At 43.7% G+C, this 13,328-nt stretch carries 13 protein-coding genes; 8 read left to right on the top strand and 5 right to left on the bottom strand.

The features are described from left to right. Positions 1-389: 389 nt before the first annotated feature. The 4 genes from QUA07_RS11945 to QUA07_RS11930 all read right to left on the bottom strand — a co-directional run bounded on the left by QUA07_RS11945 (position 390) and on the right by QUA07_RS11930 (position 4,007). Positions 390-1,820 carry an MFS transporter gene (locus QUA07_RS11945; RefSeq protein ID WP_333325265.1) on the bottom strand — a complete coding sequence of 477 codons (1,431 nt, stop codon included), beginning with the start codon at positions 1,818-1,820 and terminating at the stop codon, positions 390-392. 212 nt (positions 1,821-2,032) lie between these two features. Continuing rightward, entirely contained in the window at positions 2,033-2,590 is a 558-nt protein-coding gene (locus QUA07_RS11940) for a Uma2 family endonuclease (RefSeq protein ID WP_333325263.1), read from the bottom strand. A gap of 66 nt (positions 2,591-2,656) precedes the next feature. Then, positions 2,657-3,211, bottom strand: coding sequence for a hypothetical protein (locus QUA07_RS11935; RefSeq protein WP_333325260.1), 555 nt, complete (start codon positions 3,209-3,211; stop codon positions 2,657-2,659). A 118-nt stretch (positions 3,212-3,329) separates the two neighbouring features. Beyond that, positions 3,330-4,007, bottom strand: a complete 678-nt coding sequence (locus QUA07_RS11930; RefSeq protein ID WP_333325257.1) for an ATP-dependent Zn protease — start codon at positions 4,005-4,007, stop codon at positions 3,330-3,332. A gap of 57 nt (positions 4,008-4,064) precedes the next feature. Between QUA07_RS11930 and QUA07_RS11925 the strand changes: the two genes are divergently transcribed. The 5 genes from QUA07_RS11925 to rpsN all read left to right on the top strand — a co-directional run bounded on the left by QUA07_RS11925 (position 4,065) and on the right by rpsN (position 6,881). Next, the gene (locus QUA07_RS11925) at positions 4,065-4,226 is read left to right on the top strand and encodes a hypothetical protein (protein ID WP_333325255.1); all 162 of its coding nucleotides are present in this window, start codon (positions 4,065-4,067) and stop codon (positions 4,224-4,226) included. A 35-nt stretch (positions 4,227-4,261) separates the two neighbouring features. Continuing rightward, positions 4,262-5,356, top strand: a complete 1,095-nt coding sequence (gene rseP, locus QUA07_RS11920; protein WP_333325252.1) for an RIP metalloprotease RseP — start codon at positions 4,262-4,264, stop codon at positions 5,354-5,356. A 3-nt stretch (positions 5,357-5,359) separates the two neighbouring features. Then, positions 5,360-5,488 (top strand): hypothetical protein, encoded by a 129-nt coding sequence (locus tag QUA07_RS11915; protein WP_333325248.1) that lies wholly within the window; start codon positions 5,360-5,362, stop codon positions 5,486-5,488. Positions 5,489-5,655: 167 nt separating this feature from the next. Continuing rightward, positions 5,656-6,318 (top strand): endonuclease III, encoded by a 663-nt coding sequence (gene nth / locus QUA07_RS11910; RefSeq protein ID WP_333325245.1) that lies wholly within the window; start codon positions 5,656-5,658, stop codon positions 6,316-6,318. 260 nt (positions 6,319-6,578) lie between these two features. Then, positions 6,579-6,881 carry a 30S ribosomal protein S14 gene (gene rpsN / locus QUA07_RS11905; RefSeq protein ID WP_006633844.1) on the top strand — a complete coding sequence of 101 codons (303 nt, stop codon included), beginning with the start codon at positions 6,579-6,581 and terminating at the stop codon, positions 6,879-6,881. A gap of 139 nt (positions 6,882-7,020) precedes the next feature. Here the strand turns inward: rpsN and QUA07_RS11900 are convergent, their stop codons facing one another. Then, positions 7,021-7,350 (bottom strand): hypothetical protein, encoded by a 330-nt coding sequence (locus QUA07_RS11900; RefSeq protein ID WP_190740107.1) that lies wholly within the window; start codon positions 7,348-7,350, stop codon positions 7,021-7,023. Between the two features lie 46 nt (positions 7,351-7,396). On the opposite strand from QUA07_RS11900, the gene aat reads away from it, so the two are divergent. The 3 genes from aat to QUA07_RS11885 all read left to right on the top strand — a co-directional run. Further along, the gene (gene aat, locus QUA07_RS11895; RefSeq protein ID WP_445305885.1) at positions 7,397-7,993 is read left to right on the top strand and encodes a leucyl/phenylalanyl-tRNA--protein transferase; all 597 of its coding nucleotides are present in this window, start codon (positions 7,397-7,399) and stop codon (positions 7,991-7,993) included. Positions 7,994-8,274: 281 nt separating this feature from the next. Further along, a complete protein-coding gene (locus QUA07_RS11890; RefSeq protein ID WP_333325242.1) occupies positions 8,275-10,461 on the top strand; it encodes an NACHT domain-containing protein in 2,187 nt (728 codons plus the stop codon). 313 nt (positions 10,462-10,774) lie between these two features. After that, a partial coding sequence (locus tag QUA07_RS11885; protein ID WP_333325240.1) for a HEAT repeat domain-containing protein occupies positions 10,775-13,328 on the top strand: 2,554 nt, incomplete at its 3' end.

Genomic DNA, 13,328 nt, shown 5'->3' with positions numbered 1-13,328 from the left:
TATAGTGCGCGACAGACATAAAATTTAATAAGTTGTGTTCTCAAGCTCGATCGACATCTCGAACAACTCCAGCCTTCTGGGTCTTTCCACCGAGGCGGATGGCGCTACGATATTTATATTGTTCCCTAAAAAAACTACGTTTCTGGGTTCCGGGACTCTTCCTAAAACTATCGCTTTGATTCGCCCTCCGAGCAAGCTATAGCAATCCTTTCGGTAAACGCGCAACGGGCTTTTTTTTGAATTAACCTATGCAAGAAGAAGATGACACCTTCTTCAGGAAAAAAAGAGTTCGCACAGGATGGGAGGATTGCTATTGATATCGCCCGGATTAGCTATCGGTAGTTGTTGTTTTTTGATTTTACTAATTACCAACTACTCCTTATTAAGGATTAGTGATTTTGTGTTCTTCTTTCTCTAAGTTTCAACAATATTTCTGCATGAACTTCGCGGGTTATGGGATAAAAATATGTAAGGATCATGCCAGCAATTAAAGCAATTGTGGGCAGTGGGCCGATCGCAACTCGAATCGCAAACAGTGCAGAATCTGGCTGTACGGGTGCCGGCTGTCCCGGAACTGTAGATAGAAATCCAGCTCTTTCTAATGCTTGGCCTACCAACCACAAACCCCCTGCCAATCCGATTTTTTGCAGCAGTACCATAAACGAATAGAAAACGCCTTCGCGTCTTTCTCCTGTTTGCAGTTCGTCGAGTTCGATCACATCCGGTATCATCGACCAAGGTATTAGATAAGCGGTGGAAACTCCGATACCTGCCATGACTGCTAATATGTACATCTGCAATACTTGTCCTGGTTGCAGAAAAAACAGTCCAGCTTGGGCAATAATCCACAAACTCATGCCCATAAAATATACGGCTTTTTTGCCGTATCTCTCGCTGACTTTACTCCAAACAAATAGCATGATTAATGCAGTGCCTTGAACTGCGATCGCCACCAAGCTAAAAACGTATTGTGGCTGTTGCATCCAGTTAACAACAAAGTAGGGAATAATAGTAGCAGTCAACTGCACTCCCAGCCAAGAAAAAAGATAAATTCCAATGACGTACAAAAAAGGGCGATTGCTAAATGCAATCTGCAACTGTTCTTTCAGTGGCAAGGATGTAGAATTATCTAGGTCTGCGTTTTCTAATAGTTGGGCTGCGACGTGCTTGCGAGTTCCCAAAACACACCAGTACAAAGGCAAGACAGAGATAACTGCACAGATTGCACCTAATACTAAATATTGTTGATTCGGGTCTTTTTCAAATACACGAAAGATAATTAGAGCTAAGATCAATGAAAGGATGCTGCCGCCAATGGAGAAAGCAAACCGAAAACTATTAAGGCTAGTGCGTTCGTTGTAGTCTTGAGTAAGTTCTGGAGTCAGGGCAGTGTAGGGAAGATTGACAGCCGTGTAGGCGGTGTTGAACAAAATGCTGATCGCAACATAGTACCAAAATAACACTGTGTGATCCGTGCTAGGTACAATCCACTGCAATAAGAAGAATATGCCGAAGGGAATGCCACCATATATGATCCAAGGATATCGGCGGCCCCAAGGGTGAGAAGTGCGATCGCTCAAAACCCCCACAATCGGGTCATTTATGGCATCCCAAACCTTGCCAACTACTAAAATATTACTGGCTAAGCCAGCAGGTAAACCAGCGACATTGGTAAAGAAAACTAGCAGGTAAAATGCCAAAACATTAGCGGTAATTGCCGGGCCGAGGTCGCCGGCACCGTAAGCTAATTTTGTTGATAAACTGAGTTTTTGTGTTGCGGGATTTTTGGCGGCTGGTTGAGGCGGGGAAGTGTTGCTCATAAACTTTGATTTCAGGATGTTTTTGCAGTGACAGTCTTTCCAGTAGGAGTATAACTCACGCTACGCCCTAATACTAAGTTTTTTGTAGCGATCGGGATTATTGTGAAGAATTGGTAATTGGTAATTGATAATTGGTAATTTATAGGTGGGTAGGGGCAGGTTTACGAGATTCTTGGTTTTAGGCAATTATTCTTGGTAAAACCTGCCCCTACTTAAGGAAACAGTTGCGAAATCTGAACTTCTATTTCGGGAAATGCCAGCATTGACAAAACATCATCTTCATTAAATACTGTTTCTTGTCGGTAGTTTGCCTCGCCCGGTTCGCGAAAAACATAAACTTGCCGCGTGTTAACATCAAGTATCCAATAATCAGTAATTCCCGCCTTAGCATAAGCCGATGCTTTTCGCTTGCGGTCTGTTTCTAAAGTCGTGTCAGCTATTTCTACTAATAAAAAAATATTGTCGGGCGCGGGATGAAAATCTTGGTACAGTCGAGGGTCTATTTGCACTACAGCAATATCCGGTTCTGGTTCTGAATTATAACTTAGAGCGATCGGGTCTTGAATGCGAATTAAAGCAAGTCCTGCCAGCAGATTTCTGAGATAGTCGGCTGCACAGAGGTTAGTTGCTGCGTGGGGAGGATTTTTTGCACTCATTGAAATAATTTGCCCGTCAATTAATTCGACTCGTTCATCGGGATTGAGAATGCCTGTTTCGGTCATGCGGCGGTATTCCTCTACAGTCCACAAGCGTAAATCTGTTACAGTCATGGCACAATTTCCTTGGGCGATATTATCTATTATCTATTCTCGATTCACATTCTAGTTTTTCTTAAATTACTCGGTCAACAATCTAGATTTTGTTGTAATTGCTCCCACACACCACAAAATGGCATTAACAATTTCCGATCGCTGAATATCTTCTGCGTCTAAAAAACTTGCAAACTCTTCCTCAATATTCAAATGGTCTGCCAAATCATAAAGTATGCGCTTGTATTCAGTTGGCATCGGTATTAAAGTAGCTTTCACTAAATCGAAAAGCGCGTTCAAACAGTTGAGGATAGTAGCTGATTCGTCAAAATCTTCGGCATCGAGCAAGTATAGCGTTTCTGCAATGTCGCAAATAGCGTCTATTTGTGTGGGTGGCTTTCCCAGTTCGCTGACATCGATATTGCACAATTGGAGAGCGTTAATAGCTAGTTCTGGACGGGTAAAAAATACAAGTTGACCGCCGGCTATTAAGGGCGGCTCTTGTTCTCCATAGACAATTAGAGTATATAGATTTGGTATTTCGGTGCCGGGGTCGATCCGGAAACCGAACAGCCACAACAATTTTTCTGTATTTGGGTTCGCTGTTTGCAGTGTTGTTGGCAAAGTTTTTGGTTCTGACATGAATTTGTAATCCCTATAATACGCTCTTAAACCCGGTTTCTAAGCAAAATCTGGGTTTTAGTAATAATAAATCTACACAGCAACCGGGTTTATAAGGCAAGAGTGCGTAATCTTTTTCCTATAAATTTTGCTGGATGATGTCGCAGCATTCGGCAACAGTTGCTCTTTCTTCCATTGCTGCTACTAGGGCTTCGTAAGCTGATTTGTGGCTTTCGATCAGGTTTTTTGCTCGCAGCGAACCCCAGTTTTGTTTGAGTTGAATTTCGGAACTGGGGCGGCGCAGTTGTGTTAAAATTGCGCTAATTTTTGTGCGGTCTTCTGCTCCTCCTTGTGCGCTGCCGTAAACAAATTTTTCGGCGACTATTCCGGCCATCCACACGGTGCAGTATTGGTCTAAAAGTTGGGAGGAAAGAGTGCCCTTTTGCAGTTGAGATGCTAATTGTTCGTCTTCAAATCGGACGCCACCTTGGGCTGTTTGACCTTGTTTAAATGCTTCCCAAGCGTTGAGGGCGTAGCTGGTTACGGGAATTCCTAACAGGTGGGCGACTAGGAAGTGTCCGGCTTCGTGGTGAAGGATACGATCGCGCTTTTGTTTGGAAGTTCCCCCCAGCCAATCTAATAAAATAGTACCGCCTTGACCTTGCCACTGGAAACTGTCAAGGGTGGCTAGCCCCAACAGGCAAAAAGTGGCGATCGCAGGTACGGCTTCTGGCAAGTTGAATAGGGGCCCCAACAATATTGAAACGGTGATGGCAAAGATAGAAATAGCAATAATATTCAAAGAAGTGTCTTTCATAATGGGGAATTGGTAACTGGGAATTGGTAATGGGGAATTTGTAATAGGGAATTGGTAATGGGAATTGGTTTTAGAGGTAAACTCATGTACGATCGCGCGATCGGTTTGGCAGCGTCGGGTCGATCGCAGCGCCTGGGACTTACGACCAAAACACCACCTTCCAGTTTGACTGAAAATTGTCCCTCCGAAGCCACCGATATTAAAAAGATATTAAAATAAATCAAAGTCCAGTAAAAGTGTTAGTGGAATCCTTCATGTCAGTTTTGGCAGCGATCGCAGTTTTAGGTATCTTGATTGTCGTTCACGAACTCGGCCACTTCCTGGCGGCGAGACTTCAACACATCCACGTCAACCGCTTCTCTATCGGTTTCGGGCCCATCCTCTGGAAGTACCAAGGCCCGGAAACTGAATATGCCCTCCGCGCCTTTCCCCTGGGAGGTTTCGTGGGTTTCCCGGACGACGATCCAGACAGTACAATTCCCCCAAATGACCCGAATTTGCTCAAAAATCGCCCTGTGCTCGATCGGGCGATCGTCATTAGTGCAGGGGTAATTGCCAACTTAATTTTTGCTTATTTCCTGCTGGTGGTGCAATTGAGCACTGTCGGCGCTGCACAAATGAACTACCTACCGGGAGTTAAAGTCCCGGAAGTCGCCGCAGAAGTCAGTTCTGCCGCGAAACAAGCCGGAATTCGATCGGGCGACGTTGTTCTGTCTGTTGACGGCAAGGAATTGGGCGCTTCCCGCGAAGCAATCAAATTATTGGTCACAGCAATCCAAGATCATCCCAACCAACCCCTAGCGTTGGAAATTCAGCGCCAAGAACAAAAATTTTTGGTGACAGTAACTCCTGAAGAGTCGCCCGACGGCAAAGGTCGCATTGGCGTGCAGCTAACTTCTAACGGCACTGTGGTGCGGCAGAGGGCCGGATTTGTAGAGGCGTTTAGCAAGGCCGCCAAAGAATTTGAGCGGATTGTGCTGCTGACGGTTCAAGGTTTCGGGCAGTTACTTAGCAATTTCAGCCAAACTGCCGACAAGTTGTCCGGGCCTGTGGCGATTGTGGCGATTGGTGCAGGGATTGCCAAATCGGATGCTGCGAGTTTGTTTCAGTATGCGGTGTTAATTAGCGTCAATTTGGCTGTGATTAATATCTTGCCTTTACCTGCTTTGGACGGCGGTCAGCTAGCTTTTCTGTTGATAGAAGGACTGCGGGGCAAGCCTCTGCCGAACCGCATTCAGGAAAATGTCATGCAGACTGGTTTGGTGTTGTTGCTGGGTTTGGGAGTTTTCTTGATTATTCGCGATACTGCTAATTTGGCTGGGTTTGATTTGCGAAATTTCATGCAATAGTAAATGAAGGAAGAAGGAAGAAGGAAGTTCGGCAACGGATTCTGTAACGGATGTAACGGATGTAACGGATGTAACGGATGTAACGGATGTAACGGATTTCAGGAAGAAGGAAGAAGGAAGATTTATGTCTAGTTTTCCGTTTTCCTATTTTCCTATTTTTCCCTCTCTTTTTTTCCTACGCAAGCGAGGCAGAGCCTCTGGTTATGGGTTCCCCGGTCGTGCCTGGGAACCATTTAAAAACAAATAACAAATGACTAATGACTACTGATTACTGACTAATGACTAATGACTACTGACTAATGACTAAAAAGTTAAGTTTAAAACAACGATCGCTCGAAATTCTGATTCGCCTCAAACGCCTCTATCCAGAAGCTCCTTGCACTCTCAACTACGAAACTCCCGTGCAGTTGCTGGTGGCGACGATTCTCTCGGCTCAGTGTACGGACGATCGAGTAAATCTGGTAACGCCGGCTTTGTTTGAGCGTTTTCCCGATGCGGTTGCTTTGGCAAATGCTGATATAGAAGAACTCGAAAGTCTCGTGCGATCGACTGGTTTCTACCGGAATAAGTCTAAAAACATTAAAGGTGCTTGTCAGGCGATCGTCAATAAATTTAACAATCAAGTGCCGCAGCGGATGGAACTGCTGCTAGAATTGCCCGGAGTTGCCCGCAAAACGGCTAATGTTGTTCTCGCCCACGCTTTTGGTATTAATATGGGCGTGACGGTAGACACTCACGTCAAACGTTTGAGTCAGCGGTTGGGATTGACCGAACATACCGATCCTATAAGGATCGAGCGGGATTTGATGATATTGTTGCCGCAGCCGGATTGGGAAAATTGGTCGATTCGGTTGGTTTATCACGGCAGGGCAGTTTGTAATGCGAGAAATCCGGCTTGCAATATTTGCGAACTTGCAGATTTGTGTCCTTCTGCTAATAGTTTGGTGTTGCACCAAGGTTAAGTACAGGCAAGATGCCTGTACCACAAAAATGTTGAGTTATTGCAGATTTGTACCCTTTTGCTAATAGTTTGGTGTTGCACCAAGGTTAAGTACAGGCAAGATGCCTGTACCACAAAAATGTTGAGTTATTGTGGAACAGGCATCTTGCCTGTTGCTAAAAATCTTGTTGACAAAAGAAATAATTCCAATAAAAGCGATCCAAAATCACCAAAATATAGTAAAATAGTAGATTGTGATTAATCTAAGGATATCAACAGATTATGGCTAAGAAGAGCATGGTCGAGCGCGAGAAAAAGCGCCAAAGACTCGTAGACAAGTACGCCGACAAGCGGGAAGACCTGAAAGACCAGTTTGACCAAGCTAACAATCAGATGGACAAAATGGCGATTCACCGCCAACTACAACAGCTACCCCGCAGCAGTTCGCGGACTCGCTTGCGGAACCGCTGCTGGGCAACTGGACGGCCCAGAGGTTACTATCGTGACTTCGGACTGTCTCGCAACATGATGCGAGAAATGGCTCACGAAGGTCTTTTGCCCGGTGTTGTGAAGTCTAGCTGGTAGCACGAAGGAAGAAGGAAGAAGGAAGAAGGAAGAAGGAAGAAGGAAGAAGGAAGAAAAAAACTCACAATTAATCGGCAGGATTATGTTTGGGGTTGATTTTTGTTTCAGACTTATGAGTTAAATTTTCCTCCTTCTTGCTTCACTGGCCGCAGCATTTATCGATGCCGAGACTTTCGAGTAACAAGTCGCTGACGGCGTTGGCGATCGCAAATTCGCCGTAGAAGCTTTTAGAAAAATCATAGGCCTGCATTTCGGTGACGATCGCAATTACGAGGCTGCCCACGTCATTTTCGCCTTCCATGCGCTGGCGGACATAGATTTGGGCAGCTCTTTTAGCTATTTGCTGGTTGGCTGCTTCTGGGATAAACTCGGAGTCTAGCCATGCCAGCAGCGTTTGTTGGAGCCATTGGCCTTCTTGTTCGGGGTTTTTGGCGGGCGGTAAGGTAATAGGTTCAATGGTTTCAGACATGATTATTCCTAATTGCTAATGTTGACTTTGAAAAGTTAACTGAGAAATGACAACTGATAAATATATGCAATATGATATACCGACAATTATACAAGGATACGCGCAAGGCTATTTCTTGATGGCAAATGACGGCGAGGAAAGTTTGGGGTGGTATTCGAGCCGTCAGCGGGCGCTGATTCCCCTAGATGAAAGATTTACCTATCCGAAATCCCTGCGTCGCCCAATCAATCAAAATCGATTTTCGGTGGCTGTGAACCGCGATTTTGGGGCGGTGGTTGAGGGTTGTGCCGATCGCGAAACGACTTGGATTTCTAAGGAGCTCAAGAAGATTTACTGGGGTTTGTATGAGGCCGGTTGGGCTTACAGCTTCGAGACTTGGTGCGGCGACGAATTGGCGGGCGGTATTCTCGGATTGTCGATCGGCGGTGCGTTTATTGGGGAGTCGATGTTTTACCGAATTCCCGAGGGTTCTAAGGTGGCGATGGTAAAGTTGGTGGAGAGATTGCGCGAGCGATCTTATCTGATGTTCGACGCTCAAATGAACAATCCGCACTTGGAAAGATTCGGCGCTTATACTGTTAAGGAAAAACTGTACAACACTCTTTTGCAAGCAGCTTTGAAGCGCCGCTGCTCGCTATTTTAACTAACATAGGATTTACGCATGGGATCTCAGAAAACGGGTGTTTTCTACAAATATTGCATCAGAGCCTTTAACTGATGAAACACCCGGTTATGAAGGTTGGTAGGGAGCCCAGAAAGCGGGTTTTTTTCCGAAAACGCTGCATCCGAGCCTTTAACTGATGAAAAACCCGGTTTCTTGATAGCTTGGTAGGGAGTCCAGCACTGTTTTGTTGGGAAAAGGCGATCGCGCCTCGAATATTATATACTGAGAATGTAAGCAACCAGGCGCGGGAGACTCAGACAATGGAGTGGTTAGTATTTTGGGGAGCACAAAACTTGACTGGGTTTATTTTCAAAGAAGTCCTGCTTAAACTGGCGCATTCAGCATTAGAAGACCATGTAAAAGATTTTTTTAAAGCCTCTATTAAAGATTTGGTAGGTTTAGCGAAAGAAGAACCATTGAAAGTTGCTTTCGGGAAAGGAATTAAAGAATTTTTATTGATTGTACAGGGAAAACTAGAAGATGCAGAAGATGATGATGCACAAATTGAGCGTCCTCCAATTCTGCAATACCAAGATTCATTAAGCCAGTTCCTGCAAGATAAATCGGTATTAGAAACTTTGGGTCAACCTTTCAGTCAAGCACTAGGAACAACTTCTGCTGCTGATGGAACTTTTTTTGATTGTGGATTACTGGAACGAAAATGGAATGATCTCAATTTACAGCGTTTACCTGATGAGTTCAACTGGCAAAAAGTTTGCAAGCGTTATTGTAAACAAGTAGAAGCTATCCTTCGGGAGTCGAAGGATTTACGGGAACTTTTAGATTCAGAAAATTTGGCAGGAATTAGAAAAAGTCTCGAACAAAGCCTTCCCATCTCACCAGATTTTGACTTGAGCCGTTATCAAGAAGGACTGATAAAAGCTTACAGCAAACTCAAGCTGGATAGTTTAGATACCAGCGGTTGCCATTACAGCCTGCAATTGTGGAATATATTTGTGCCTCAAAAGGTCAAGGAAGAGAGGAATAGCACAGAACCTCTTCCTTCCGTTTTAGATTTGCTCAACGACGGTCAACAAACTTACAAATATACAGTTATTCTCGGTCGTCCTGGTTCTGGCAAGTCTACTCTAACACAGTTTAAGGCATTAGAATGGGCAAGGGCTCAATCAATCATTTTGTCTTCCAAAGAATTGCCTGTACTCATTGAATTGCGAAATTATATTGAAAATCAAGAAAAATCACCGTGCAGTTTCTTAGAATACCTTCATAAAGGAACTGGAGTTAGCGGCGGTACTCTCAATCAGCACGATTTAGCTGAATGGTTGAAAAATCATCAAACTGTTGTGATGTTTGATGGATTGGATGAGGTGCTGGATGATGCAGTACGGGAAAATGTAGTTACTGATATTATTAATTTTGCTAATGACTATCCGAAAGTCAGAGTTTTAGTCACCTCTCGCATTGTTGGTTACGAACAGCAGGCACAACGGTTCCGAAATGCTAATTTTCGGGAGTTCATGTTGCAAGACTTAGATATAGAGCAAATTAAAGATTTTGTCACTCAATGGCACAAATTGGCTTTTGAAGATCGCCCAGATGAAGGAATTGAAAAATGCGATCGCCTCCTGGGTTCAATTGATAATTCCTCAGCTTTTAGAGAATTAGCAGGAAATCCTTTGCTGCTCACCATGATGGCAATTCTGAACCGATTTGAGGAACTACCAAGAGATAGAGCTACCTTATATGAAAGGGCTTCAGAATTATTGCTACAGCGTTGGGATGGCAGCAAAAACTTGCAAGACAGAAGTCCGTTACCTCCTTTAGTAAATAAGTATCTTGATTATACTAGAAAACAGGAAATGTTGCGCTTGGTCGCTCACCAAATGCAATATGGTGCTGACACATTGAAGGCAAATTTAGTCCTCAGCCAGGAAAATTTAGACCAGACATTGACTCAATATTTACAACAGGAAAAAATTTCTGATCCTGGATTAATAGCTAATTATTTGCGCGAGGCTTTAACAGCGCGAAGTTTTATTTTATGTTTTCTCGGCGGTGATTCCTATGGATTTGTTCACCGGACTTTTTTGGAATATTTTTGTGCTTGGCATTTTGTAGTTGCTTTCGAGAAAAAACGGAATATTACCATCGAAAAACTGAAACAAGATGTTTTTGGTACTCGTTGGCATAATTCATCTTGGCATGAGGTTCTGAGTTTGATTGTGGGGAAACTTGATGTCACGTTTGGTCAAGAAATTATTGAGTATTTGCTAGCTCAAGATGGAGCATCGAATGATTTTAGGAATCTTTTTCTAGCTACTAAATGTTGTGAAGATATGAGGGATTTTCGCCAAATTCCAGAGACGCAGAATCTGCTAATTGAAAAATTACAATCTGTGGTGGATAGTCAGGCTGATGTCAGTGATGATATTCGCACTCAGGCGAGGGAAATCATCGAAAAATACCAGCAAGAGCCTTTAGCTTAACATTCCTAGGTTTTGCCGCTTAGTGACAACTTAACATTAAACAGAAAATCTTTTTTGTTTGTATTAAAGTCTAGATCCGCCCTAACCCCCAAAACACAAGGGGGGGACAAGAAAACATTCCTAGGCACAGCCGAGGAACGAGAATAAATGAGAAAAAGTGTTCTTTTGAGTTTTCTTAAGAGGACTTTAGCTTTGAGACAGGGAATTCATTCCCTGTCGGACTCTCGGACTTATGAAGGGAGATTTGGAGGAGCTAAAATTTGTGGTAAAATAAGACAGAACGAATGAGGCAGCCCTTATGGATTTGCTAGCAATGTCAGGAATTTCAACAAATACAGTCGGGTTTCTCTACAAAACTCTGCTGGAAAAACTGATGCGCGAAAATCTCGATAATTTCGTTGTCAAACTTTTCTCCACAAATGACGCTCAAATTGCAGACTCAACTCACTACACCCTCATCCAAGCCTGCATAGCATCGCTGACACAGTTTTTGCTACTGGTACAGCAAGAGTTGGAAGATGCAGATGAATCAGAAACGAAAGTGATTCAATATACTGACTCTTTAGAGCAATTTATTCGCCATCCAGCCGTACTCGCCGAATTGGGAAAGCCTTTTCAAAATGCTGAACAATTCCCAGATAGTCATCAGTTAGCACAGACTTGGGAAACTCTACATCTACTACCGCTACCTGATGAATTTGATTGGAAACAATTAGCTAAACGGTATCGGCGCAAAGCACTCGCACTTGGGCAAGAATCCCTGGCTTTACAAAACTTACTCGCTGCGCCAAAAGGTGCTGTAGCACTGGAAGAAACTGCTGATGTTAGTTGGCTGCGGTATCGCGACGCAATTAAAAATAATTACGGTTATCTCAGATTAGATACAGTTGAAACTTCGGGTTACAGCTATCAACTGCAATTGTGGAATATTTTTGTTGCTCAAGATGTGCGGGAAGTGGGCGAAGCTATGCCACAAATTCATGAGTTGCCCAAATCTTATCAACAGCGACTCATTGATAGCGATCAACTAGATCCTGAAGATATTTTACCCGAAAATTGGGAACGCTACAAAAAAGTTTATGCTGAATCAGCTCCTCGTTCTGTACTAGAATTAGTAGAGGATAAACAAAATTACCCATATTTAGTAATCTTGGGAGATCCGGGTTCTGGGAAGTCGAGTTTAGTTCAGTATCTCGCTCTTCAATGGGCCGAACAACCAGTCCCAAATTTGACTTCGCAGCCGATTCCGTTACTGATTGAGTTGCGGAAGTATATGCAAGATTGCAACTCCAAGCAGTGTAGTGATTTTCTGGATTTTTTCCATCAAGCTAGCAATTCAATCTGCAATATTGAGCGGGAATTATTGCAAGCACGGCTAGTTGCTGGCGACGCTTTTGTGATTTTTGATGGGTTAGATGAAGTGTTTGATCCGCAGCAACGAGAGCAAGCGGTTGGCGAGATTATTAACTTTACCAGGAACTATCCCCGCGTGCGAGTGTTGGTGACTTCTCGCGTCATTGGTTACAAGCCGCAGCAGCTTCGTGACGCAAACTTTCGGCACTTCATGCTACAAGATTTGACAGATTCGCAAATTGAAGATTTTCTGCAAAAATGGCATAATTTGACTTTTAATAATCTAAAAGACCGGGTTCAAAAGCAAGAAAGGCTACGTCGGGCGATTGCTGAATCTCAGGCTATTCGAGAATTGGCGGGAAATCCTTTGTTGTTAACGATGATGGCGATTCTCAATCGCTATCAAGAATTGCCGAGAGATAGAGCAGAGTTATACCATCAATGTTCGCGAGTTTTGCTGCAACAGTGGGATTTGGATAAAGCTCTCAATGATGAACGTTTTGATGTGGTGATTGATTTCAAGGACAAACAAGCTATGCTGCGGCTAGTTGCGGCGGAAATGCAAGCAAATGCTAGGGGTTTAGCTGGAAATTTAATTGCCGCGCCACGATTGCAAGAGATTGTTGATGATTATTTGCAAGTTATTAAAATCAAAGATTCTCCCAAGATAGCTAAGTTGATTGTCGAGCAACTACGGACTCGCAATTTTATTTTGTGCTTTTTGGGTGCAGATTATTATGCTTTTGTGCACCGGACGTTTTTGGAATATTTTTGTGCTGCGGATTTTGTTTGGCAATTTGAAAGAGAACGCAAAATAGATCTGGAATATCTCAAAACCCAGGTGTTTGGTGAACACTGGCAAGAGGAGTCTTGGCACGAAGTTCTGCGGTTGATTGCAGGTTCGATTAATGAACTGTTCACCGGGGAAATTATCGAGTATTTAATGACTCAGAATGGGGAAGCGGAAAAGTTTAGTAATCTGTTTTTGGCCGCGAAGTGTCTGGATGAAGTGAGGAATAGAAATACTATTGATGGAATTGCTAGTCAATTGCGCGATCGAGTTAAAGAGTTAACTAAATACGAAAATATCACTGCTTCTCCATCTCCAGAATATTACTACCTAGTTCTTCAAATTCGCAGACAATCAGTAGCAGCAATTGCAGCCACTTGGAAAGATGACCCAGAAACCTTACCTTGGCTCAAACAACTGGCTCAATCAGTCGATAATTGGGATGTGCGACGTGCAGCAGTACAAGAATTAGCACGGGGGTGGAAAGATGACCCAGAAACCTTACCCATTCTCAAACAACGCGCTGAATCAGACGATGATGAGGATGTGCGCTCTTCAGCAGTAGAAGAAATAGCACGGGGGTGGAAAGATGACCCAGAAACCTTACCCATTCTCAAACAACGCGCTGACTCAGACGATAATTCGCGTGTGCGCTCTTCAGCAGTAGAAGAAATAGCACGGGGGTGGAAAGATGACCCAGAAACCTTACCCATTCTCAAACAAC

It is taken from the genome of Microcoleus sp. T3_A4 (assembly GCF_036700465.1).
Taxonomy (GTDB): Bacteria; Cyanobacteriota; Cyanobacteriia; order Cyanobacteriales; family Microcoleaceae; genus Microcoleus.
Note: the sequence above shows the minus strand (reverse complement) of the source record. Positions and strands in the feature narration are given on the sequence as shown.

Coding starts and splice junctions, on each gene's coding strand:
- QUA07_RS11915 (WP_333325248.1), top strand. CDS start 5,360: ATGAAGGAAGAAGGAAGAAGGAAGTTCGGCAACGGATTCTGTAACGGA.
- aat (WP_445305885.1), top strand. CDS start 7,397: ATGACAACTGATAAATATATGCAATATGATATACCGACAATTATACAA.
- rseP (WP_333325252.1), top strand. CDS start 4,262: ATGTCAGTTTTGGCAGCGATCGCAGTTTTAGGTATCTTGATTGTCGTT.
- QUA07_RS11945 (WP_333325265.1), bottom strand. CDS start 1,820: ATGAGCAACACTTCCCCGCCTCAACCAGCCGCCAAAAATCCCGCAACA.
- QUA07_RS11900 (WP_190740107.1), bottom strand. CDS start 7,350: ATGTCTGAAACCATTGAACCTATTACCTTACCGCCCGCCAAAAACCCC.
- QUA07_RS11925 (WP_333325255.1), top strand. CDS start 4,065: ATGGGAATTGGTTTTAGAGGTAAACTCATGTACGATCGCGCGATCGGT.
- QUA07_RS11890 (WP_333325242.1), top strand. CDS start 8,275: ATGGAGTGGTTAGTATTTTGGGGAGCACAAAACTTGACTGGGTTTATT.
- nth (WP_333325245.1), top strand. CDS start 5,656: ATGACTAAAAAGTTAAGTTTAAAACAACGATCGCTCGAAATTCTGATT.
- QUA07_RS11935 (WP_333325260.1), bottom strand. CDS start 3,211: ATGTCAGAACCAAAAACTTTGCCAACAACACTGCAAACAGCGAACCCA.
- QUA07_RS11940 (WP_333325263.1), bottom strand. CDS start 2,590: ATGACTGTAACAGATTTACGCTTGTGGACTGTAGAGGAATACCGCCGC.
- QUA07_RS11930 (WP_333325257.1), bottom strand. CDS start 4,007: ATGAAAGACACTTCTTTGAATATTATTGCTATTTCTATCTTTGCCATC.
- rpsN (WP_006633844.1), top strand. CDS start 6,579: ATGGCTAAGAAGAGCATGGTCGAGCGCGAGAAAAAGCGCCAAAGACTC.